This window comes from Arthrobacter oryzae (genome assembly GCF_030812315.1).
In the GTDB taxonomy this organism is placed as follows: Bacteria; Actinomycetota; Actinomycetes; order Actinomycetales; family Micrococcaceae; genus Arthrobacter; species Arthrobacter oryzae_B.
Genome location: NZ_JAUSSM010000002.1, coordinates 54,938 through 77,948, shown reverse-complemented (window position 1 = coordinate 77,948; position 23,011 = coordinate 54,938). Strand labels below are relative to the sequence as shown.

Genomic DNA, 23,011 nt, shown 5'->3' with positions numbered 1-23,011 from the left:
ACGATCCTCCCCCCATCGACCGTCCGGGCAACCGCCATCGGACGGCAGCAATCCCACCTCAGAATAGGAATGACCATGGCATTTAGCCGTAAATACGCCGTCCTCGGCGCCGTCCTGGCCGGAACATTGACGTTCACCGGCTGCTCCGGCGGCAAGTCCGGCTCCACGGAGATCAAGGACGCCTCCGCCGATTTCGGCTTCCAGGAAACAGGCTTCCCGATCGTCAGCAAGCAACTCGACCTGACATTCTCCGGGACCAAGTCCGCCCTGGCCCCGGACTACAACACCATGACCGTGGTGAAGGAATGGGAAAAGGCCACCAACATCCACGTCAACTGGGAGAACCTGCCCGAGACGGTCTTCCAGGAAAAGAAGAACCTCATCCTGGCCAGCGGCGACCTGCCCGACGCTTTCTTCAACACAGGCCTGACCGACGCCGAGATCGCCACCTACTCCGCCAGCGGCACCCTCATCCCGCTGGAGGGCCTGATCGAGAAGAACGCGCCCAATCTCTCCAAGCTGCTCTCGGCCCGACCCGACATCAAGGCAGCCATCACCTCCTCGGACGGGCACATCTACTCCCTGCCCTCTGTCGAGGAACTCGGTCTGGTCCAGTTCCCCAACGAACTGGCCATCAACACCTCCTGGCTGAAGAAGCTCAACATCCCGATGCCCACGACCATCGACGAGTTCCACGACGCCCTGCTCGCTTTCAAAACCCAGGACGCCTCCGGCACCGGCAAGACCATACCGCTGAGCTTCATGCCCAGCTCCTGGTGCGGAGACATCGTTGACCTGATCGCCGCCCTCGGCGGAGTGCCGGACAACATGGACCACCGCATCGTCCAGGACGACAAAGTCATCTTTACGCCCACCCAGGACGGCTACAAAAAGGCCATCCAGACCCTGCACCAGTGGTACCAGGAAGGCCTGATCGACCCCGAATCCTTCTCCCAGGACGACAAGGCCTACCTGGCCAAGGGCAAAGCCGCCACGGAAAACCTCGGCTCCTTCGTGTGGTGGGAAGTCCCCGAAATGGTCGGCGCCGACCGCGCCGCCAACTACTCCCTCGTGCCGGTACTTGAAGGCGTGGACGGCAAACGGATCGCCAGCCAGTCCAACAACCAGGAGATCGCCCGCGGCGCGTTCGCCATCACCCGGGCCAACAAGTACCCCGCAGCGACCATCCGCTGGGCCGACAATCTCTATGACCCCATCCAGTCCGCCCAGGCCAACTGGGGACCGATCGGTGAAACCCTGCAGAAGGACGCCAGCGGCCTGCTGACCCAGATCCCGGCCCCGGCCGGAACCAGCGAAGGCGAACGCCGCCAGAAGGTCGCCCCGGGCGGGCCGAAGGCCAACACGGCCGAGAGCTTCACGACCGTCGTCGCACCCGAGCCGCGCGCCGCTGTACGCCAGAAGTCCGTCAACGAAATTTACAAACCCTTCGCCGGCAACGACGGCTACCCTCCGGTCGCGCTGTCCAACGAGGAACTCCAGCAGATCGGCACCATCCAGACCGACACCACATCCCTGGTGAAGCAGAACATCGCCAAATGGATTGTCTCCGGCGGCATCGAGCAGGAATGGGACGGCTACGTCTCCCAGCTCAAAAACATCGGCGTCGACAAAATGATTGAGGTCTACCAGCAGGCCTACGACCGCTACCAGAAGAACTCCTAGCTCTGACCTGCCGGGTGGGCCGGCGTGCGCCGGCCCACCCCCTCAGGGAACCCTTTGCCAGGGTTCTCTCCCAGACCTGCACAGAAACGAGACGCCCTTCATGACTGCCGCGACCGCCACCACGGCCGAGACCTTCCGGCCGGCCCTGCACTACGCCGCCCGGAGCACTTGGCTCAATGATCCCAACGGCCTGATCTTCCATGAGGGCGTGTTCCACCTCTATTACCAGAACAACCCCCTGGACAATGTCTGGGGAAACATGTCCTGGGGCCACGCCACCTCCCCGGACCTGATCACTTGGACCGAACACGCTGTCGCCATCGCCTGCGACGAGGACGAGGACATCTTCTCCGGCAGCATCGTGTTCGACCGGGAAAACACCAGCGGCTTTGGAACCGACTCGGCTCCGCCCCTGGTTGCCGTCTACACCAGCGCCTTCAAATCCGGCTCCGCACACAGTGGCCTCCAGGCCCAGTCCCTCGCCTACAGCAGGGACGGCGGCTACACGTGGACCAAACACACTGCCAATCCAGTACTGAACCGCGGATCCGCCGAGTTCCGCGACCCCAAAGTCATCCGCTACACCGGAGACGCCGGCAGCTACTGGGTCATGGTCGCGGTGGAAGCCACGGACTTCCAGGCGGTGCTCTACAAGTCCTACGACCTCAAGAACTGGGAGCTGCTGAGTGCCTTCGGCCCGGCCAACGCCACCGGGGGTGTCTGGGAATGCCCTGACCTCTTCCCGCTCCCCGTCGACGGTGACCCGAACACCCTTCGATGGGTCCTCACCGTAAACCTCAACCCCGGCGGCCCGAACAACGGATCTGCGGGACAGTACTTCGTCGGAGACTTCGACGGAACCACGTTCACCTCAGCCACCACCGTCACCGAAGGCCTCCAGGACCCGGACCGGTTGGGCGAGTACCAGTGGCTGGACTGGGGCCGAGACTACTACGCCGCCGTCTCCTTCAGCGACGCCCCCGGCGGCCGCCGGCTCATGATCGCGTGGATGAACAACTGGGAGTACGCCAACCACATCCCCACCTCCCCCTGGCGCAGCCCCATGACCCTGGCCCGCGAAGTATCCCTCCACACCATCGACGGAAAACCACGCCTTATCCAAAGGGCCGCCGGAGACTTCGCCTCACTTTCCGGCCCGGCCCGAACGTTCAGCCTTGCGGACACCGAAATCTCCGACGGCACCCGCATCCTGGATGGGGCAGCGGGCAGCGTCCAACGCATCGACATCACCCTGGCGCCCGGAAGCGCCACGGAATTCGGACTTATCGTCCGCGGAAACGGAGACCAGGGGACCCGCATCGGCATCAGACCAACCCAGGGCGCTCTCATTGTTGACCGCCGCGATTCCGGGCAGACTGACTTCCACGAAACTTTCGCCTCCATCGACACCGCCCCTATCAGGACCCGGGACGGTTCCTACGAGCTCAGCATTTACGTTGACCATTGCTCCGTTGAAGTCTTCGCCCAAGACGGCCAGGTCACGATGACGGAACTGATCTTCCCTGCTCCCACCAGCACCGGCCTAGCCGTCTACGCCAGCGGTGGCACCGCAACGATCACCAGCCTGCACGTCACCCAATACGCCTAAGTCAGCGGGGAGCCACGCCCGTCGCTTGCAACCCCCAGCCGACGCCTCGTGCCCGGCGAAAACTTGGGCGTCGCAGCGATCAAGAGGGCAGCCACGGCAACCGCTGCGCTCAGGACCAGGCCAGGGCGGTACTGTTCCAGCATCGCGGCCGCATCGACGGCGGCACCGGCGTCGGGCGCGTTGCCGTGACCACTCACCATCGCCGTGGTGATGGCCAGCACCAGGGCTGCACCTACTTGTGTGCTGGTCTGGATCAGGCCGGCCGCCAGACCTTGCTCGGCATTCCGGATGCCTGCAGTGGCTTGGACGTTGATGGACGGAAAGGCCAGGGCGAACCCGACGCCCAGCAGCAGGACTGACGGCAGAATGTCGGTCACGTAGTCGGGCGAGGTGCCCACGCGAAGGAACAGCACGTACCCGAGCGTCAATGACGCCAGTCCCGTCAGGATCAGCCGAGGGGCACCGAATCTCTCGATGAACCGGTCCGCGAATGGTGCGCTCGACGCAACCAGCAGCCCGGTCGGGAGCAGTGCCAGGGCCATGCCGAGGGGACTCCATCCCAGCACTGACTGCAGGTAGAGCGTCAGGATGAACTGGAAGCTCAGATACGAGCCGAACAGCCCCACGGCACTGAGGTTGGCCCGGGCAACCCAGCCTTCCTTGAGGATGCTGAACCGGATCAAGGGGTGTTTGACGCGGTTTTCGATCACGGCGAACGCTGCCAGCACCAGGGCGGATGCGACGAATCCGGCGATAGTTGCCACAGATCCCCAGCCGTTCCCGGGTGCCGAAACCAGCGTGTACACCAGCCCCAGCATGCCGGCCGCGAGCGTGACGGCGCCCCAGACGTCATGTCCGCTGTCCTGATCCCTGCCTGCGGCACTGTCTCTGGGGATGTACTTCAGGCCAAGAATTACGACGGCGACCGCCACCGGTACCGAGACCAGGAAGGTCCAACGCCAGCTCAGGGCAGTCATGAGGCCTCCTACGACCAGACCGAGAGAGAAGCCGCTGGCGCCGAACGTAGTGAAGATGGACAGGGCGCGGTTGCGTTCGCGGCCTTCGGCGAAGTTGGTGGTAATGATCGAGAAGCCGGCGGGGGCCGTGAACGCAGCGGCCAGTCCCTTGACGAACCGCGTGGCAATGAGGAGGGCCGGGTCATCCACCAGCCCGCCGAGCAGGGAGGCGGCGGCGAAGACACTGAGCGCGATCAGGAAGATCCGCCGCCGGCCGAGCAGGTCCGCCATTCGTCCGCCCAACAGGAGCAGGCTTCCATAGCCGAGTACGTAGGCGGAGACGATCCACTGGAGGGCTTCGGTTCCGAGATGAAGTTCGGTGCCGATCGACGGGAGCGCCACGCCGACCATTGATACGTCAAGCGCGTCGAGTGCCAGGACGGTGGACACGACCAGGAGGAGCATCCACTGCGCACGGCTCCAACGTACGGCGGAAAGCCGGTCTCCGGCAGATCTTTCAAGGGTGGAAGTTGAAGTCATGGCAACAACATATATGACGTGTCATTGAATGACAAGGAATATTATGACGTCGACTTTGAAGGCGTCATGAACTAGAATCGCTGCATGGCAACACCGCAGGACCGCCAGCTGGTTGAGCATTGGCGCAGCATTCAGACCACGTACTTTCACACCGCGGGGGCGCTGGAGCGTGCGCTGGAGGCGAAGTTCGGCATCGGCCTGACGGAGTTTGAAATCCTGGACCTCGTGGCCGACAGCACCGACGCGGCATGCCGGATGAAGCAACTCGGTGAGCGCACGCCGATGACCCAGAGCGCCATGTCCAAGGTGGTGGACCGGCTCGACAAAGCCGGACTCATTTCCCGGCAGTCCTGCGAAGATGACCGGCGCTCACTGTTCCTGGAACTCACCGACGCCGGCCGCGCTCTTCACAGGCAGGCTGCCATCGAACACCGCGCCCTGCTCAGGGAAAACTTGCCCAAAGAATAGATTTCAGGCTTGCCGCGAGTGGGCCGGGGCCTCCCCTCCGTCGGCGGTCAGTGAGACCATACAGGCATGGCACCCATCCAGCGCATCCGCCCCCAAGGGCTCATCTCCAGCCCGGCCTTCAGCCACGTCGCCATCGTGCCGCCCGGCGCGACCACCATCTACGTCGGCGGTCAGAACGCCGTCGACGTCAACGGCTCACTCATCGGAGAGGGCGACGTGGCCGTACAGTCCGCCCGCGCCCTCGAGAACGCGAGGACCGCGCTCGCCGCGGCCGGCGCGACATTCGGCGACGTCGTGCAATGGACGGTGTTCTTCGTCGACGGCGTCGACCTTGCAGCGGCGTACGGAGCGATCGCCCCGGAACTCGCGTCCGATGAACCCGCTCTGGTGACCGGGGCGCGAGTCGCTGGGCTGGGCGTGCCCGGCGCGCTCGTCGAGATCAGCGCTGTCGCCGCCGTGCAGCGATGAAGGTCCTGCCGTCACCCTTACGAGTGCGAAGAATGCGGTGGCTGCGAGCGTGCTGTGCGTCGGCGATTCCGACGCCGACCAGGGACAGCGCGATGGCTTCGAGGGTCTCCAGCCAAATCGGCGCCGTTCAGACGCCGAAAGTGCTTTTCCTCACTGTGACAAGCGGTGTGGAGTATCGGGGAATCACGCAATTGGGATAGCTGGTATCCATGAAACGGATGGCGTTGCTGCCGGCAACGGGGGGGTACAGCTGACCGCCCGGCCTAGATGGTGATCGCGACTTTCCCGCGGGCCTTGCCGGCATCGAAATAGCGCATGGCGTCCGGAACGCGCTCCAGGGGAAAAGTACGGTCAATGGCAGGGACAAGCGTGCCCTTTTCCAGGAGGCCTGCGAGGTGTTCGAGGTCCGCAGCGCCCTCCGTGCCAAAGACCATGGTCAGCCGCTGACGGATGAACGGGGACAGTGCAAGGGCCCGGAGTTGCCGGTCCATGCTGCCCGTCCAGGACCCGCCTTCCTCGCCGCCGGTAATGACGGCGGTGCCGGTGCTGGTCAGCGCCCGGCGGAGGCATGTGAGGGTGGGGTTCCCGGCGATGTCCAGGATCAGGTCGTAGTGATCAGTCCCGTCGGCGAAGTCCTGCCGGGTGTAGTCGATGACGTGCTCGGCGCCGAGGTCGCGTACCAGGTCCATCTTCGAGGTGCTGCAGACGCCGGTGACCACTGCCCCTGCCGCCTTGGCAAGCTGCACGGCGTAGCTGCCGACCCCGCCCGAGGCCCCAAGGATCAGTACCTTGTGTCCCGGCGCTATTGGACCGGCGGTGCGGAGCGCCTGCAGAGCGGTACAGGCGGAAACCGGAACCACCGAGGCCTGTTCGAAACTGATGTTCGCCGGTTTGCGGGCGAGTTGGGTCTCGCGCGCCGCGGCGTACTCAGCGAAGGGGCCCTTCCCGACGCCGAAGACGGGGTCCCCCACGGCGAACCGCGTCACTGCCGGTCCGACGGCCGTTACGGTGCCGGCCAGGTCCAGGCCCGGGACAGGGTTCTTAGGGGCACGGATGCCGTAGGCCAGACGCAGCGCGTAGGGCAGGCCGGTGGTCACATGCCAGGTCCCCCGGTCCAGTCCTGCTGCATGGACCCGAACCAGCACTTCGTCCCCTGCAATTTTCGGCTTGGGAATCTGCGCCATGTGCAGGACATCGGCGGAGCCGTAGGCCTTCTGCACGATTGCCCGCATCGTGGCCTCGGCCGCCGTCGGGCCGCCTGAACGAGGGGTCTCCTGAGCTTGCTGACCAGAGGTCATGGCCGTTCCTTTCGAAGATTTGGAGTTGGCAGCCCACCTATTCGTACGCTGTACTAAAGAGAGTATCGTACGATGTACTAATTCGCTATGACCTAAGGAGTTTCAGTGTCGACCAGTACGCCGGCCGCCCCCCGGAAGCGACTTCCGCTCAACCGGGAGAAGGTGCTCGGGTGCGCCTTGCAGCTGGCCGATGAGTCGGGAATCGCTGCACTGACGATTCGATCGCTGGCCCAGAGCATGGGAACCAAACCCATGTCGCTCTACTACTACGTGGCCAACAAGGATGAGATCCTGGACGGCATCGTGGACCTCGTTTTCGGCGAAATCGAGCTGCCCTCCCCCGCGGGCGACTGGCGGGAGGAAATGCACCGGAGGGCCCACGGGATGCGATCAGCGCTCAAACGCCACCCCTGGGCGGTGGGACTGCTCGAAAGCCGCTCCTCCCCCGGCGCAGCCACGCTGCGCCACCACGATGCAACGCTGGGGACGCTAAGGGCAGCGGGCCTTTCTGTTCAGCTGACAGCCCACGCCTACGCCCTGCTCGACAGCTACATCTACGGCTTCGCCCTCCAGGAAGCCGCCCTGCCGTTTGACGGCCGGGACACTGCCGCCGAGATCACGATACCGATCGTTGAGCGCTTTTCGACCGGCGAATACCCACACATGGTGGAGATCGCCAGGGAACACGTCCTCAAGCCCGGCTACGACTTCGGGGACGAGTTCGAGTTCGGGCTGAACCTCATTCTTGACGGCCTCAGCCGGTCAATTCCCACAACTGGCCCGGACCCGGAGCGTCAACAGCACAGCTCTTGAGCATCTGATAGCGGGCCGGTGCAATGGCCGCGCAGGGCCAGTCTCGTCATGATTTTCGGTGCAGGCCGGCCCGCTCCACCAGTTCTGTCAAATATGGCCGTTTGCCTTGGCGTAGTTCTATGCCTTCGGGCAGCCCTTGGACGGACGGTACGGATTTGGCTATGTCGATGGTGATCCTCCCGGCGGCCAAGGGTGCGTTGCTGATGTGCAGGTCTCCATAGGATTCCGGGAGAACAGGATCCATCCATACGCCACCCAAGGACACATGGATGTCGTACCGCATCAGATTCGTCGCCAGCCGGATGGGCGTGGTCGCTGCCCAGGCCTGCGGCGAGCATGCCGTGGGATACGGCACAGGCACAGTGATCTGGTCCCGGCTGAAGCCGCAAAACAGCTTCGGCAGCCGGCCGCCCGAGTACTCGGCCGCCTCCAACAAAGCAGTCGAGATCCGTTGTGCTTCGGCAATGAAGCCGTACCGCAGCAGGCCGCTCGCAATGAGCGCGTTGTCGTGCGGCCAGACCGAGCCGTTGTGGTAGCCCGCCGGGTTGTAGGCGCCCATGTCGCTCGCCAGGGTCCGCACACCCCAGCCGCTGAACATCTCCGGGGACATCAGGCGCTCCACCACCTGCGGCGCCTTGTCCTCGTCAATGAGGCCATAGACGAGGCAGTGGCCCATGTTGGACGCACAAGCGTCGACCTGGCGCTTCTTGCCGTCGAGGGCGACGGCGTAGTAACCGCGATCCGGCATCCAGAACTGCTCGTTGATTTGCTTCTTCAGCTGCGCGGACCGGTCGGCGTAGTCCGTTGCCAGGGCCAGGTCACCGGCGTCGTATGCTGCCTGCTCGGCACCCACGCCGAACCCCTGGAGAAGGCGCATGAGGACCAATAATGCCGGAGCCCAAATGCCAATCTGGTCATACGTCGGCAGCGCACCGACCAGGGTGGAGGCACCGCCCATGAGCAGGATGGTTGCTACCAGCCGAAGCTGGCCACGGTGCCGGTGGCGGGGTCAAGGTTGGAAAAGAAGACCTTGCTGAAGACCAGGGCGGACGCCAGTCCGTAAAGAGCGAAGTCGTAGTACTCCAAGGCGCTGCCCACGCTCGACGCGAAAGTGGCCCGGCGAAGGTTGGCAGCATACTCGGGATCCGTGGAACCCCTGTCGAAGTGCGCTGCGCCGCCGGAACTCTTTGAGACGTGCCTCCGTAGTACGGCCCCGGGGGCGGCGGCTGTCACCGTTGGCTCGGGGCGTCGGACCCCAACACGGGCGTTGCCCGCTAGCGGCAATCTAGCACCGCACCGAACCAAGCCAATACCCCGAACTTACTCAATCCGGAGGGGTCCACCGCGTCTTGTTCTTCAAGGTCATGAAACAGATCGGGACCTTGACTCGTGGCGGTGGCACAGCGCGGTCAGTGTTGAGGTGGCAGGTTTGGCGGGCCAGCAGCGCGCTCTTTTGCGATTACCTGTTAGGGGTCAGTGCGCCGAGGTCCCGCCGCACGCGTTCGGGTTCGGCTTCGGCGGGCATGTTCGCCTGGTCCCGGACGCCGTCGAACGAACCGGCCGGGTCCTTGTCCAAGGCTCCGAAGACAGGCTCCAAGTCATCTTGGGCCGGGCCGCGCTCGGCGACAAGTTCGAACGTCACGTGGTCGGAAGCGTCGGAGGCGAGGCTGTCGATCAACACGCGGGCGATCTGGTGACGGGCGATGACGCCGTCCGCAGGGCTTCCAGCGTGACGGGTGTCACCCTGCAGCGGCGTGACTACCAACTGGTCGTCGTCGTTATAGTCGAACCAGCCGGGACGGACGATCGTGTAGGCGTTGCCGCTGGCACGGACGAGGCGTTCGCTGCGCCGCTTCCAGTCGTGGGTGCTGCCGCGCCGGGTGACACCGATGGCTGTCATCAGCGCGATGCGCACGCGGCGGCCGCCGAGCGCCTGGAGCACGTTCTTCACGGCTCCGTAGTCGACTGCTTCTGCCGCTGCAGCGTCACCGTACGAGGAGCCCTGGGTGAACACGACCGCATCCACGCCGGCGACGGCGTCGGCGAGGGTCTCGGCCCGGGTCAGCTCGCCCACAACCTTCAGTGCGGCGGGGTCGAGCCGGCCTGCCCGCGATGGGTCGCGCACGAGGGCCCTCGTCCCGTAACCCTGCCGTACCGCTTCGGCCACGACGTGGCGTCCGACGCTGCCGGTCGCGCCGACGACGAGTACGGTGCCGGGATTGTTTTTCTTGTCCATCTGTCTCCTAATCCGGGGTATCAGCGCGTCAGTCCAGTGCCGCCGTCGCGGGGAGTTCGCTGGTGGTGGTCGCGGCCCAGCTGGCGAGCAGTTTCAGGCGTTCTTCGCTGGCTGAGCCGGGTTCGGCCGTGTAAGCGAACATTGTCCACCCGGGATTGGCCGGCAGTTCCATCGCTTCGTAGCTCAGTTCGAGGTCTCCGACGACGGGGTGGTGGATGCGCTTGAGGCCAGTTCGGTGGAAGCGGACGTTGTGGGCGGCCCAACGAGTACGGAATTCCTCGCTGCGTGTTGCGAGCTCCCCGATCAGATCCGAGAGGCTGCGGTCATGTGGCGTCCGGCCGGCATAGCCGCGCAGGACGGCGACGACGTCGTTGGCGTTCTGTTCCCAGTCCGGGAAGAAGGTGGGTGCTTCGGGGTTGAGGAACATGAACCGGGCAGTGTTGGCCGGTTGAACGTGGTCGGCGAGGACCGGTGCATAGAGGGCGCGGCCCAGCGCATTAGCGGCGATGAAGTCCATCCGTTCGTTGCGCACCCAGGTCGGGGCGCCGGTGACGGCCTCCATAAACCGTTGCAGGCTGGGGCGCAGCTCCTGCGGCTTGGCTGCCCGTTTGCGGCGGGCGGGTCCCGGCTGGGCTGCGCGGGCGAGGGCAAAGAGATGTGCCGTTTCGGCTTCGTCCAGCCGCAGCGCGTGGGCGATGGATGCAAGCACTTCATCCGAGACGCCGGTGAGGTGTCCGCGTTCGAGCCGGGCATAGTAGTCGACGCTGACGGAGGCCAGGGTCGCCACCTCTTCCCGCCGCAGCCCCGGCACGCGCCGGTTGCCGCCGACGACCAGATTCACCTGCTCGGGGGTAACTTTTGCCCGGCGGGAACGCAGGAACTCACTCACATCTTTTCGACTCTCCATGTTTTCAGGCTACGGCCGCCGAAGCAGCGGTGGGAGGGCCTGACAGTACACCTTTCCTTGTCATGCCCGCCGCTGAAGGGTGGTCTGCCGGTACATGGAACAGCAGGCACTCCCGCGGCTTCTTCCGGGGTGGTCAGCTTGATAAAGCAGGGCCAGCGAACAGCTACCGCCGATACGCCAAGTACGAAGGACATTCGTGAACACCATCACCGCCGTACCGCCCACCCGGGTCCGTCCCACGGCGATCCTGGCGATCATACTCGTCGCCTATTTCATGATCATTTTGGACAACTCGATCATCTTCACCGGCCTGCCCAGGCTCCAGGCGGAGCTGGGACTGTCAACCACGGGGCTGTCCTGGGTGCAGAACGCCTACACGCTGGTGTTCGGCGGCCTGTTGCTGCTTGGCGCACGCCTCGGCGACATCCTGGGCCGGCGCAGGGTGTTCATCGTCGGCCTAACCGTGTTCGCCTTCGCATCCCTCCTGATCGGGCTTGCCCCCGATGATGTATGGCTGATAGCTGCCCGTGCGCTCCAGGGAGTTGGCGCGGCCGTCGTCGCGCCCTCCTCGCTGTCGCTGCTGACGGCGACGTTTGCCGCCGGCCGGGAACGGACCCGCGCCGTTGCAGCCTACGGCGCCGTTGCCGGAATCGGCGCCAGCCTCGGGCTGGTTGTCGGAGGCGCCCTGGCCGAATGGGTCTCGTGGCGCGCCGGCTTCTTCGTCAACGTGCCCATCGGCGCCGCCATGATCATCGCGGCCATCCGGGTAATCCCGGAGTCCCCGGGGGCCACGGGGCGGTTCGACGTCCTCGGCGCCCTGTGCTCCACACTGGGCATGGGGGCGCTCGTCTTCGCCATCGTCAACTCCACCGATGCCGGCTGGGCCGCCCCGGAAACCATCACTGCCCTCGCCGCTGCCGCGGTGCTGCTGTCCCTGCTGGTCATGAACGAACGCAAAGCGAAGCAGCCCATCATGCCGCTGCACCTGTTCGCCAGCCGGGAACGGGCCGGCGCCTACGCTGCACGGCTTCTCTTCGCCGGCACCATGATCGGTTTCTTCTTCTTCACCACGCAGTTCCTGCAGGGTGTCTACGGCTTCAACCCCTTACAGGCCGGCGTGGCCTTCTTCCCCATGACGGTTGTGAACTTCTTCGTTGCACTGGCCGTCCCGCGGCTCACGCAGCGCTTCGGCAACGCGCCCCTGCTGGCGGCCGGGCTCGCCCTGACCCTGGCCGGCATGACCTGGCTCAGCACCATCACCGCCGATACCCCGTACCTCACCGGCGTCGCACTCCCGATGGTGCTGATCGGCGTCGGCCAGGGGCTCGCCTTCGCCCCGCTCACCTCTGCCGGTATCGCAGGAGCTAGCGCCAACGACGCCGGCGCCGCCTCCGGACTGGTCAACACCTCACACCAGCTCGGAAGCGCCCTCGGCGTCGGTGTCCTGGTCGCGGTCTCAGCCAAAGCGGGCTCACTCGCCGGGACCGTCGCCGTGGCCTATACCGGCGGATCGATCATGCTGGCAACCGCATTGCTCGTGACACTAGTGCTCATCGTTCCCGCCGAACGCGTCGTACGCCGCAATTCCCGAGCCATGCCCTGACAGGACCTGCCAGCCGGAACAGGATGCTCCACCGGACTCGGCCGGGCGCTCGCCGAGGCAGTGCTCGCGCACGGCCACAATGCTGTCGTCACCGCCCGGAACCCGGCCACGCTGGAAGACGTCGCGTCCGACTTCCCCGACACGGCGTTGGCCCTGCCCCTCGATGTCACCGACCGGAATCAGATCAGCTCGGTAGTCCAGCAGGCACAGGCCCGCTTCCGCGGCGTCGACGTGCTGGTCAACAATGCCGGGTACGGTTACCGCTCTGCGGTTGAGGAAGCGGACGACGCCGACATCCGGCAATTGTTCGACACGAACGTTTTCGGCGCAGTGGACATGATCAAAGCAGTCCTGCCGGACATGCGTGCAAATAGGTCCGGCACCATCCTGAACATCTCCTCCATCGGAGCGCGCATCTCACCGGCCGGATCCGGCTTCTACTCGGCCACGAAGGCGGCCCTGGAGGGCATGTCCGGATCCCTCCAGAAGGAACTGCAGCCGCTGGGCATCAACGCCACCGTCGTCGAGCCCGGCGCGTTCCGCACGGATTTCGCCGGCCGCTCGCTGACCCAGTCGGCGACGCCGATCGCGGACTACTCGGAGACGGCCGGCAAGCGGCGCAAGGAGAACGACACGATGCACGGCACCCAGCCGGGCGACCCGGCGAAGGCCGCGGAAGCCATCCTGGCGGTCGTCGGTAGCGGGAACCCGCCGTCGCTGCTGGTGCTTGGCGAAGACGCGTTCGATGCTTTCGGCTCCGTCGCTCAGCGGCAGCGGACAGAACTGGACCAATGGCGGGACCTCAGCCTCAGCACCGGCATAGAGGACTGAGTAAATGGAGTACACGCACCGGCTACTGGTTCTCTTCCTAGGGGACTTTCGCGTGCCATAGTCTGGGCAGGGCAGCCTGCGGCCGAGGGTGAAGAAGGCGGAAAGCAGGACATGACGTTGAGGAGGGAACAACCATGCTGATCTGCGCAACCTGCGCCGTCGAACGCGACGAACCGGCTCCGGGGCTCTGCCCGATCTGCGCCGATGAGAGGCAGTACGTGCCCGAGGACGGACAGACGTGGCTCACACTGGACGCTCTGGCGCAGGAGGGCCAGCAAGCATGGTTCAAGGAGAACGAGCCGGGACTTATCGGGATCAAGACGGAGCCAAAAGTCGGGATCGGGCAGACCGCCCAGCTTGTGGCAATACCCGAGGGTTCGCTGCTGTGGGATCCGGTCGGTTATGTCGACGACAGCGCTGTGCAGGCAGTGCTCGAGCGAGGCCCGGTCCTGGCGATCGCCGCCAGCCATCCACACATGTTTGGTGTGCAGGTCGAATGGTCGCATCGGCTCGGCGGCGTCCCTGTACTTGTGGCGGACGCAGACCGGCATTGGCTGGGGCGCAATGATCCGATCATCGAATATTGGTCCGGCAGTCACACTATCGCCGAAGGGTTGACCCTACATCAGACCGGGGGGCATTTCCCGGGCAGCGCAGTGGTGCACTGGGCTGCAGGAGCGGCCGGCAGAGGAGTTCTCCTGACCGGTGACAGCGTGTATCCGAATCCAGACCGTCGCTCCATCGCCTTCATGCGCAGCTACCCGAATCATTTGCCGCTCTCTGGGCCGGTGGCGTTGCGAATCGCCGAGCAGCTGGGAGAACTCGAGTTTGACCGGATCTACGGCAACTTCAACAATGTAATCGCGTCCGGAGCCAAGGCCGTTCTGCGGGATTCCGCCCAACGGCACGCTGCCTGGGCGCGAGGAGACTTCGACCATTTGACCTGAACCGCCCATCTTTGCTCTGGAGTTCGACACGTTCCTCCCGGCCGCCGCGGGTTTCGAGCTGAGGGTCATCGTCGACACCGGGGTAGCATTTGGCGGTTGGCTGTTATGGCGCCGCCAGCAATAGTGGCGGTAGCTTTGGATTACTTTTCCTTCGAAGCAGCCGAGGTACCGGAGGTACCGCTGATGCATGGCTTGTCCACGTCGTTGGTTCTGATCGCCTTGCTGGCCATCGCAGCGCCCCTTGCGGCCCGCTTCCTTGACCGGGTGATCAAAGTGCCTATCGTGGTGTTCGAGATTGTCCTCGGAATCCTGCTCGGCCCCAGCCTGTTGGGGTGGATCCAACCCACAGAATTCATAGACACACTGGCCCAATTCGGGCTGGCCATGCTTTTCTTTGTTGCCGGCAATGAGATTGATTTCGCCGTGATCCGGGGCCGGCCCGTCAACCGCGCGTCCGCTGGCTGGGTCATTTCCTTGGCGGCAGGCATTGGCGCCGGGTTTGTCCTGGCCCCGTCACCGGCTGCTGCCGTGATTATCGGGGTCGCCCTGTGCTCCACGGCGCTGGGCGCGCTGCTGCCAATCCTTCGCGACGCCGGCGAATTGAAATCCCCGCTGGGCATCGCGGTCACCGCACTGGGCGCGGCTGGGGAGTTTGGTCCGCTGATTGCGATCTCGCTGTTCTTCAGTGGCAGGCAGCTGGGACCGGCCACAGCGGTACTTCTCGGGTTTGTTCTCTTGACCGGCCTTGCGATTTATCTCGCGTCCCGGGCACGGCACACGCTTCTCCACTCCCAGGTCACCAGGACCCTCCACACCAGCGGCCAGTTCGCCGTTCGGTCAATCGTGTTCATCCTCACCGTGCTCGTTGTGCTGAGCATGGTGCTGGGACTCGACATGCTGCTGGGCGCATTCGCCGCCGGAGTCCTCTGGAAGGTTGCCATCGCGCGCGCTCCCGAACAAGACCGGACGGTCATCGAGACGAAAATCGACGCCATCGCTTTCGGCTTCCTGGTGCCGATCTTCTTTATCGACACCGGCATAGACTTTGACCTGCGCGCGCTCATCGCCAGCCCGGCAGTTCTCGCACTGGTCCCCCTGTTCCTGCTCCTACTGCTCATCATCCGCGGCCTGCCGTCGTTGCTCGCAGCGCCCCCTACGTCCGCTCCTGCCGACAAATTGGCCATCATACTGTTTGGGGCAACAGGACTGCCGATCATCGTAGCGGTGACCGGCATTGGCCGGGACGAGGGGCTTATCTCAAGCGGAATCTCATCCGCACTCATTGGAGCAGGAATGCTTTCGGTACTCATCTTTCCGCTGCTCGCACTTCGCCAGCATCAACGCAGACCATCAGGGACCCCAACGCGGCACGTGGAAATTCCCTAAGAGGACCGGACCTGTCCGGCATCGGTGGCGCGCTGGCGCCTCTACGGGGGAGTCGCTGGGGTTAGTTCCGATGGCCGCCAAGTTTCCCGTACACCGTTGAAACACGCCTGGGACAGCAATCTGTTGCGCTCGTCACATGGCGATGCTATCCCTATCGGCCCAATGACAAGCATCTCCCACTGAGTGGGAAATCTTGCACTCGAAGACGCAGGCAGGAATCACATGACGCAGGAACTTTCTCTGGAGGGCAACTCCCTCGGTTGGTGCCCGCACCCCCGGACTGGGTTCCATCAGTGCGCCAGTAGTGACTGACCAAGGAATCGTCGCTGCCGTTTGCCTCACCATGCCTCTGGTCCGGGTAACTGCATCACCTGGTAAAGATCACGGCGACGTGGTCATCCAGGCAGCGCGTCGGATCGCGGAGGCTTTGGAGCGACAAAACCAGGCAACCGTCTGGCTGCATCGACCTGGCATTTGATGCCTGTTGGCCGGGACCGGGCAGGCCGCCCAGCTTGTGGCAACACCCAACGGCACGCTGCTGTGGGATCCGGTCGGATATGTCGATGACAGCGCTGTGACGGCCCGGCAAATATATAGTCAACGCGGTCCATTGACAGCGCGTTGGGCCCTGACTAACCTCTAGTACGTTTACTTGGATAAACATGTTGAACGGTTGCGTCGGCAAGTATGCAAGGTCTCAGCCGTTCGCTGCGCAGTTTCACGTCTGGGAGTCCTCCCGTTCCTTTTGTCCGGCCCCTTCGCCGGCATTTGCAAGAAACTCGCACAGCGGCCCCGGCGCCAGGTGCCCACGCTGCTGTGTAGCGGCCAAGGAGCACACGGTGTCCAAACTACTCAACCAGAAAATCGTCGTTCTACGCGCCCCTGCCCTGCGCGCCACTCGCGACCCCTTCGACGGACCGGGAGCCCGGGGGCTCGACACCGCAGCCCAAAACCTCGCGGAACGGGCCGTGGGAATGACCGTGGAGCGGACCGACAACGCCTCAAGTTCTGCCATCAACGCCCTGCAAAACGATCCCACGGTCCTCGGATTCGCCCCCGCGATGCCGATGAAACTCATCGAACCCCTCGCAGCAGAAGCGGCACCGGCCGCTGCTGTGACATGGGGCGTCAAAGCGGTGGGCGCAGATGCCTCTCCCTACACGGGCGCCGGGGTGACCGTCTCGGTCCTGGACACCGGCATCGACGCCGACCATCCGGCCTTCGCTGGCGTCAACGTCGTCACGAAAGACTTCACTGGCGCCGGCAGCGCCGAGGACGACAACGGCCACGGCACGCACTGCGCGGGAACGATCTTCGGCCGCGACCTCGCGGGCCAGCGGATCGGCGTCGCCCGCGGCGTCCAGAAAGCCCTGATCGGCAAGGTCCTCGGGGGCCCGAACGGCGGCAGCAGCGACATTCTTGCCACGGCAATGCTCTGGGCTGCCGACAACGGAGCCCATGTCATCTCCATGTCGCTAGGCATGGACTTTCCCGGCTGGGTGGACGAGCTGGTCAAAGTGAACGGTCTGTCCATCCCCGCCGCCACCTCGATCGCCCTTGAAGGCTACCGCGCCAACATCCGGCTTTTCGAACAGCTGGCCAACCTTCTCAACGCCCGTGCCTCCGTCGCCCAGACCACAGTAGTCATCGCAGCCGCCGGCAACGAAAGCAAGCGCACCGGCAATCCCGCCTACGAGATTAACGTTGCCCCGCCAGCCGCGGCGTACGGAATCACTTCCGTGGCAGCCTTGGCCGACGGCAGCGGTGGACTCACGGTGGCGCCGTTTTCCAATACGATGGCGACGGTGGCCGGCCCCGGAGTCGGGGTATTCAGCGCTTGGCTCAACGGCGGCACCAAAACCATCAGCGGAACCAGCATGGCCACCCCGCACGTGGCCGGCGTGACGGCGCTGTGGGCGGAACGGCTTCTTGAACAGGGGCCGCTGAGTCCGGTACTCCTACAGTCCAAGATGATCGCTTCCGGAACGTTCAGCCCGCTCAAGCCGGGCACGGATCCGTGGGACGTGGGCGCGGGCCTGGTCCAGGCACCCCCGACTGCTATTTAGGTTCATCGAAAGCTGGATAGGAGTGGATCATGTTCAGGGGCCCTATTGTGCAGGTTGAACATAGGTCCTGGCCGCCGGTCACCGTGCTCAGAAATCCCGGATAACGGCGGTCAGCGCGCGGCATGACAAGGCCCTCACAGACTGAGCGGGGCCAAGGGTTCAGGTTCCGCAAAACGTCCGGTAGGTTCCGAAATCTTCCGGGGCGCCAACCGCGTATCGCTCGAGACCCGGGCGCTCGTCAAACGGGCGACTGACCGCGTCCAGAAGCCGGTACAGCGGGTGCAGGTCGCCACCCGTGGCGGCAGCCAGGGCCTCCTCTACCAGGTGGTTGCGGGGAATATACACGGGATTGACCCGGTCCATCGCGGCGGCGTCCGGGCTCAAGGCACGCCAGCGCTCAGCCCAAGCATCGAACGCCGCCACATCCGGAACAAGTTGCCGTGCAGGCCCAGAGTGGCCGCGGGCCGCTTTGCCAAGGCTGCGGAAGATCGACGTGTAATCGACCTTTCCCTCTTGGAGGAGGGCCAAAAGCTCCTCGACAAGGGGCCACGTCACCTCGTCATCGAGCCCTGGACGGAATCCGAGCTTCGCGTTCATGCCCGCCGCCCAGGCAGCACTGTACTTCGGGCGGAAATCATCCAGTGAATGCACCGCAAGCTGGATTGCCTGCTCCTGGTCCTCGTGCAGCAGGGGCAGCAACGACTCGGCGAGACGCGCGAGATTCCATTCCGCCACCACTGGCTGGTTCCGATAGGCGTAGCGGCCGCTGCCGTCGACCGAGCTGTAAACGGCAGCGGGATCGAACACGTCCATGAACGCACACGGGCCGTAATCGATGGTCTCGCCCGAGATCGTCATGTTGTCGGTATTCATCACCCCATGGACGAACCCCACCAGCATCCAACGGGCCACCAGCGACGCCTGCGCCGCAACCACGGCGTGGAACAGGGCGAGATAGGGATTCTCGGCTTCCGCCGCGGCCGGATAGTGCCGGCTGATCGCGTACTCGGCAAGGCGGCGAACGAGGCCGGTGTCCCCCGTGGCCGCGGCGTACTGGAAGCTGCCCACACGCACATGACTCATCGCGACGCGGGTGAGCACGGCTCCTGGCAGCACGGTTTCACGCTGCACCAGACGCCCCGTTCCCACCACGGCAAGGGACCGTGTGGTGGGAATGCCTAACGCGTGCATGGCTTCGCTGACGAGATATTCACGCAGCATCGGTCCAACAACGGCCAGGCCATCTCCCCCGCGGCCAAACGGTGTACGCCCCGAACCCTTGAGGTGCACGTCCCGCAGCCTGCCGTCCGCGTGCGTAATCTCCCCCAGCAACAGGGCACGCCCGTCGCCGAGCCTAGGGACGTACCAGCCGAACTGGTGACCGGCGTAAGCCTGCGCGACCGCCGTGGCGCCAACGGGGAGCCGACACCCGGTCAGCAGTCCCACCCCGTCAGGACTGCTTAAGAAGTCGGTGTCCAGGCCTAGATCGGCAGCCAACCGCTCGTTGAGCACCAGCAGTTCAGGGTCAGGAACCTCCTCCGCCCGCCACGAAATGGCCATCTCCGGAAATTCCCGGGCGAAGTGGCCACTCAAGGTAACGGCGGACAGTGATACGACATCCATCCACCAAGAATAGCCGTGACACGATGAGGGGTCATTGTTCCCGACCCCACCCAGTGCCTGCATGCTCGCGGCGAAGGTGCAGAATATCCCTATGAGCGATGGTTCGGGTTTTCCTGCTCTCGACGCATCCGACCTAGATCCGGCAGCGGGCCGACTCCAAGAGGCCGGCGTTCGACTGGTCATCGGATCAATGGTGAACGCGGCCGGAATCACGCTGGCCAAGAGTGTCCCGGTGGCCCGGCTCGGCTCCTTCCACCGGGCCGGCATGGGGGCCGCTCCGGTCTGGCATGTGTTCTGCATCGACGGAGAAATCGCCTTCACCGACAACATCAGCGCCGTCGGCGACCTGCGCCTGAGGATCGATCCCAACGGGTTGCGCAGTCTCGGCTCAGGCCTTGCGTGGGCCCCCGCGGACATGTTCCTTCAGGACGGAAGCCGGGATCCGGCCTGTGCGCGTGGCACGCTGGCCCGCGTCCAGGAGCGGGCCGGGAACGCCGGCTACCGGGCACTCGTGGGCCACGAGCTGGAGTTCATGCTCGTCGCCGGGGACGGCACGGCGCTCGACGACGCGCCCTGGGCTCCGTATGGGCTGACCGGTTTGCTTGACCGGGAGCACTTCCTGGCCGAGTTGCTGGCCGCGATGAACGATTCGGGTGCCCAGGTTGAACAGCTTCACGCGGAATACGGCCGCAACCAGTTTGAGGTTTCCCTTGCCCCGAGGGATCCGCTCGCAGCAGCGGACACCGTGGTCCTGGCAAAGATCGTCGTCGGTAGGGTCGCCCGTGCACATAAGCTGCAGGCTTCCTTCTCTCCCGCGCCCTTCCCCGGCTCGGTCGGCAATGGCGCCCACCAGCACTTCTCCTTATACCGTGGCGTGGCACCCCTCTTCAGCGGCGGTGCCGGTCCGCACGGCATCACCGAGGAGGGCGGGGCGGCGATCGGCGGAATCATCCAAGGGCTTCCCGAGGTGCAGGGTCTGCTCACCGGTTCCATCCTGTCCGGCATCAGGCTCGCGCCCGGCGCATGGTCGGGTGCCTTCTTGTGTTGGGGCCTGGAAAACCGTGAAGCATCCGTCCGTTTCGTCGAAGGCGGTGTGGGCAACCCCCATGGGGCGAGCGTTGAAGTCAAGGTCATTGACCCTTCCGCCAACGTATACCTGGCCTCGGCCGCCATCCTGGCCGTCGCGCTCGAGGGCATCACCAGTGGCAGCCGCCCGCCCGGTGAAGTTCCCGGCGACCCAAGCCGCCTCACCGCGGCGGAAAGGGAGGCCGCAGGGATCGGCACCGTCTCTGATTCGCCAGCGGCCATCATCACGTCCCTGGACAACTCCGTGTACGCCCGTAGGCTGCTGGGCAACGAGGTGGTCGACACCACCGTTGCGGTGCGGCGCCATGAGCAGGAGACGCACGGAGCCAGGGACCCCAAGGAACTCGCGGCCCTCTTCCGCCTGGCCTGGTCGATCTGATGGGGCAGTCGTTCGCCGGATTTGTCGAAGACGTGCGGCTCATCGACCACCACGTGCACGGCGCGTATGGGGTCGACGGCGACGAAACACGCTTTCAGAATGCGCTAAACGAGGGCAATAGCGAACCCCTCGCGGAACCGTCGGCGGCCTACGACTCCCAACTGGGTTTCGCCCTCCGCCGCTGGTGCGCCGAGATCATCGACTTGCCCCGGCACGTCACAGCCGAGGTCTACTGGCGGCGCCGCAGCGAACTCGGCGAACTGGAAATCAGCCGACGGATGACCCGGGCAGCCGGAGTCAGTCACTGGCTGATCGACACCGGATTCAAGACCGGGGCCATGCTCGATCCACCCGGGATGGCGGAAATTGCCGGGGCCACGGCCCACGAGATCGTACGCTTGGAAACCCTCGCGGAAACCCTGATCCAATCGGACCAGGATCCGGGCGGCTATGTGGACGCGTTCACCGGGTTGCTGGCAAACCAACCCAATGTCGTCGTGGGGGCGAAGTCGGTTCTAGCCTATCGGGCCGGTTTCAATCACGACCTCAGCCGGCCGGCCGACCGCGAGGTAGCTGAGTCCGCGAAGCTGTGGCGGCAACGGATCGAGTCCGGTGGGGCGGTACGTCTTGACGACCTCACCCTCATCTGCTTCGGCCTGCACTGCGCCATCTCAATGGGGCTGCCACTCCAGCTCCACGTCGGGTTCGGGGACCGGGAGCTGGACCTTGACCGGGCGAACCCCTTGCTTCTGCTCGACTTTCTCCGATCGGTGGAGGCGAGCAAGGTCCCCGTCCTGCTCTTGCACTGCTACCCGTTCGAGCGTGAGGCTGGCTATCTCGCCCAGGCCTTCGACAACGTCTACCTCGACGTCGGCTTGGCGGTAAACCACGTCGGCGTCCGAAGCCGGAGCCTCATCGCGCGCTCCTTCGAACTCGCCCCGTTCACGAAAATCCTCTACTCGTCCGATGCCATCGGCCCGGCCGAACTCCACTACCTCGGCGCGCGGCTCTGGCGCAACGCGATCACAGGCGTCTTCGGCCGGTGGATTGACGACGACGAATGGTCGGAGGCCGATGCACGCCGCGTTGTGGAGCTTGTAGCGCGGGAAAACGCCCGGAGGGTCTACGGACTACCGTAAGGGCCGTTTAATGCCTATTTTTCGGCTCGTGGAGCGTGGATACTCGGTGGTGTACACGAAGCGTTGCGCCGCAGGAGGCCGCTTCTCCGTGCGGAAACGCGGGACCAACTTCATGGTGTTCTGGATTGCTTGGTGAGTGATGATGGCGAGGTTCGACCTGACTTTGCCGCTCGCGGCTACCATGCTGGTATGCGGGTGCGCCGGCCAGTCCGGGCAGGTGCCAGACCAATCAGGGCGGGTCACGGGCTACGTCCTGACGGCACCGGTCTGTCCGGTCGAACGTGTTGGACAGCAGTGCCCGCCGCGTCCGGTATCACGGGCGGCAGTCGTTGCCCTTAGCGGCGAGGCCGTCCGGGGCTCAACGCTCACAGACATGGAAGGTGCCTTCAGCCTGACGCTGCCCGAGGGCCGATACGTTATTCAGGCGACCAATGTCGGCGGCTACGCCTCGACGGCTTCCGAGCCCGTGGTCGTTTCGGACACTCCTGTTCACATCACTCTCATTGTGGACAGCGGGATCCGCTGAGCCGTCGGGGCACCGCTGAATGTCTGGACCCCGGACGCGGTACTCTAATCGCAGGCCAATTCAGGGGGGACGTATGGAAGCCAAGAGCGAAAGCACAAGCGAGATCCACGGCAAGCTGGCCACTACTCGCCATAGGACCTCCACGGCCGAGACAGGTTGCAGTGGCCAACCATGAGGTCGATTCTGGTCTGTGCCGCGTGTGGATCAGCCGTGGTCTCGGCGAGGCTGCAATACGGCGGGCCGGGTGCGAGGCAGCCGCAGGAGGAAATCCCGTCGCACTGCAGTAACCGAAATTGTGCCAACAGCAGCAAAGGCAGGAAGCCAACCACTGACTGGTACCGCCGCACGTCACTGGGCAGGGACCGGCCGAACTGACGAAGACAACATACAAGCGCCGCCCTAACTGATCAGGTTCCAAACGCCGCCGAGGCAGGTCGAAGGCCCGGG

At 64.7% G+C, this 23,011-nt stretch carries 19 protein-coding genes and 1 pseudogene; 13 read left to right on the top strand and 7 right to left on the bottom strand.

Features of this window, described 5'->3' with window-relative positions; genetic code table 11:
- Positions 1 to 75: 75 nt before the first annotated feature.
- Together J2S97_RS03685 and J2S97_RS03680 are read left to right on the top strand one after the other, a co-directional pair.
- Complete coding sequence (locus J2S97_RS03685; RefSeq protein ID WP_307046709.1) at positions 76 to 1,683, top strand: ABC transporter substrate-binding protein; 1,608 nt, start codon at positions 76 to 78, stop codon at positions 1,681 to 1,683.
- Between the two features lie 100 nt (positions 1,684 to 1,783).
- Positions 1,784 to 3,292, top strand: coding sequence for a glycoside hydrolase family 32 protein (locus J2S97_RS03680; protein WP_307046707.1), 1,509 nt, complete (start codon positions 1,784 to 1,786; stop codon positions 3,290 to 3,292).
- On the opposite strand, the gene J2S97_RS03675 is transcribed toward J2S97_RS03680, so the two are convergent.
- Complete coding sequence (locus tag J2S97_RS03675) at positions 3,289 to 4,788, bottom strand: MFS transporter (protein WP_307046705.1); 1,500 nt, start codon at positions 4,786 to 4,788, stop codon at positions 3,289 to 3,291. The two genes, J2S97_RS03680 and J2S97_RS03675, sit on opposite strands and share 4 nt — an antisense overlap.
- Before the next feature lie 84 nt (positions 4,789 to 4,872).
- Here J2S97_RS03675 and J2S97_RS03670 point away from each other — a divergent pair, with 84 nt between their 5' ends.
- Together J2S97_RS03670 and J2S97_RS03665 are read left to right on the top strand one after the other, a co-directional pair.
- Positions 4,873 to 5,256 carry a MarR family winged helix-turn-helix transcriptional regulator gene (locus J2S97_RS03670; RefSeq protein WP_307046702.1) on the top strand — a complete coding sequence of 128 codons (384 nt, stop codon included), beginning with the start codon at positions 4,873 to 4,875 and terminating at the stop codon, positions 5,254 to 5,256.
- A gap of 66 nt (positions 5,257 to 5,322) precedes the next feature.
- Entirely contained in the window at positions 5,323 to 5,724 is a 402-nt protein-coding gene (locus J2S97_RS03665) for a RidA family protein (protein ID WP_307046701.1), read from the top strand.
- 263 nt (positions 5,725 to 5,987) lie between these two features.
- Here the strand turns inward: J2S97_RS03665 and J2S97_RS03660 are convergent, their stop codons facing one another.
- A complete protein-coding gene (locus J2S97_RS03660; protein WP_307046699.1) occupies positions 5,988 to 7,022 on the bottom strand; it encodes an NAD(P)-dependent alcohol dehydrogenase in 1,035 nt (344 codons plus the stop codon).
- A 105-nt stretch (positions 7,023 to 7,127) separates the two neighbouring features.
- Between J2S97_RS03660 and J2S97_RS03655 the strand changes: the two genes are divergently transcribed.
- On the top strand, positions 7,128 to 7,835 hold the full coding sequence (locus J2S97_RS03655; protein WP_307046697.1) for a TetR/AcrR family transcriptional regulator: 708 nt from the start codon (positions 7,128 to 7,130) through the stop codon (positions 7,833 to 7,835).
- A 46-nt stretch (positions 7,836 to 7,881) separates the two neighbouring features.
- Here the strand turns inward: J2S97_RS03655 and J2S97_RS03650 are convergent.
- The 4 genes and pseudogenes from J2S97_RS03650 to J2S97_RS03635 form a co-directional block, all read right to left on the bottom strand.
- Positions 7,882 to 8,670: pseudogene (locus J2S97_RS03650) on the bottom strand (amylo-alpha-1,6-glucosidase); the annotation flags it as partial.
- Between the two features lie 137 nt (positions 8,671 to 8,807).
- Positions 8,808 to 9,068 (bottom strand): hypothetical protein, encoded by a 261-nt coding sequence (locus tag J2S97_RS23950; RefSeq protein ID WP_373460491.1) that lies wholly within the window; start codon positions 9,066 to 9,068, stop codon positions 8,808 to 8,810.
- 226 nt (positions 9,069 to 9,294) lie between these two features.
- On the bottom strand, positions 9,295 to 10,071 hold the full coding sequence (locus tag J2S97_RS03640) for an SDR family oxidoreductase (protein ID WP_307046695.1): 777 nt from the start codon (positions 10,069 to 10,071) through the stop codon (positions 9,295 to 9,297).
- A gap of 28 nt (positions 10,072 to 10,099) precedes the next feature.
- Positions 10,100 to 10,978, bottom strand: coding sequence for a helix-turn-helix transcriptional regulator (locus J2S97_RS03635; protein ID WP_307046693.1), 879 nt, complete (start codon positions 10,976 to 10,978; stop codon positions 10,100 to 10,102).
- Positions 10,979 to 11,174: 196 nt separating this feature from the next.
- Here J2S97_RS03635 and J2S97_RS03630 point away from each other — a divergent pair, with 196 nt between their 5' ends.
- From J2S97_RS03630 to J2S97_RS03610, 5 genes are all read left to right on the top strand, one after another.
- Positions 11,175 to 12,581, top strand: coding sequence for an MFS transporter (locus tag J2S97_RS03630; RefSeq protein ID WP_307046691.1), 1,407 nt, complete (start codon positions 11,175 to 11,177; stop codon positions 12,579 to 12,581).
- A 6-nt stretch (positions 12,582 to 12,587) separates the two neighbouring features.
- Complete coding sequence (locus J2S97_RS03625) at positions 12,588 to 13,412, top strand: oxidoreductase (RefSeq protein WP_307047732.1); 825 nt, start codon at positions 12,588 to 12,590, stop codon at positions 13,410 to 13,412.
- Positions 13,413 to 13,546: 134 nt separating this feature from the next.
- Positions 13,547 to 14,359, top strand: coding sequence for an MBL fold metallo-hydrolase (locus J2S97_RS03620; protein WP_307046689.1), 813 nt, complete (start codon positions 13,547 to 13,549; stop codon positions 14,357 to 14,359).
- A 135-nt stretch (positions 14,360 to 14,494) separates the two neighbouring features.
- Positions 14,495 to 15,745: a cation:proton antiporter gene (locus J2S97_RS03615; protein WP_307046687.1), complete on the top strand. Its 1,251-nt coding sequence runs from the start codon at positions 14,495 to 14,497 to the stop codon at positions 15,743 to 15,745.
- An 839-nt stretch (positions 15,746 to 16,584) separates the two neighbouring features.
- Positions 16,585 to 17,811 carry a S8 family peptidase gene (locus J2S97_RS03610; RefSeq protein WP_307046685.1) on the top strand — a complete coding sequence of 409 codons (1,227 nt, stop codon included), beginning with the start codon at positions 16,585 to 16,587 and terminating at the stop codon, positions 17,809 to 17,811.
- A gap of 159 nt (positions 17,812 to 17,970) precedes the next feature.
- Here J2S97_RS03610 and J2S97_RS03605 read toward each other — a convergent pair whose 3' ends face one another.
- Positions 17,971 to 19,434 carry a protein adenylyltransferase SelO gene (locus J2S97_RS03605; RefSeq protein ID WP_307046683.1) on the bottom strand — a complete coding sequence of 488 codons (1,464 nt, stop codon included), beginning with the start codon at positions 19,432 to 19,434 and terminating at the stop codon, positions 17,971 to 17,973.
- Positions 19,435 to 19,525: 91 nt separating this feature from the next.
- Here J2S97_RS03605 and J2S97_RS03600 point away from each other — a divergent pair, with 91 nt between their 5' ends.
- From J2S97_RS03600 to J2S97_RS03590, 3 genes are all read left to right on the top strand, one after another.
- A complete protein-coding gene (locus J2S97_RS03600; protein ID WP_307046680.1) occupies positions 19,526 to 20,899 on the top strand; it encodes a glutamine synthetase family protein in 1,374 nt (457 codons plus the stop codon).
- Positions 20,899 to 22,038, top strand: a complete 1,140-nt coding sequence (locus tag J2S97_RS03595) for an amidohydrolase family protein (RefSeq protein WP_307046677.1) — start codon at positions 20,899 to 20,901, stop codon at positions 22,036 to 22,038. Before J2S97_RS03600 ends, J2S97_RS03595 begins: the two co-directional genes overlap by 1 nt.
- A 217-nt stretch (positions 22,039 to 22,255) precedes the next feature.
- Positions 22,256 to 22,564 (top strand): carboxypeptidase regulatory-like domain-containing protein, encoded by a 309-nt coding sequence (locus tag J2S97_RS03590; RefSeq protein ID WP_307046675.1) that lies wholly within the window; start codon positions 22,256 to 22,258, stop codon positions 22,562 to 22,564.
- Positions 22,565 to 23,011: the final 447 nt, after the last annotated feature.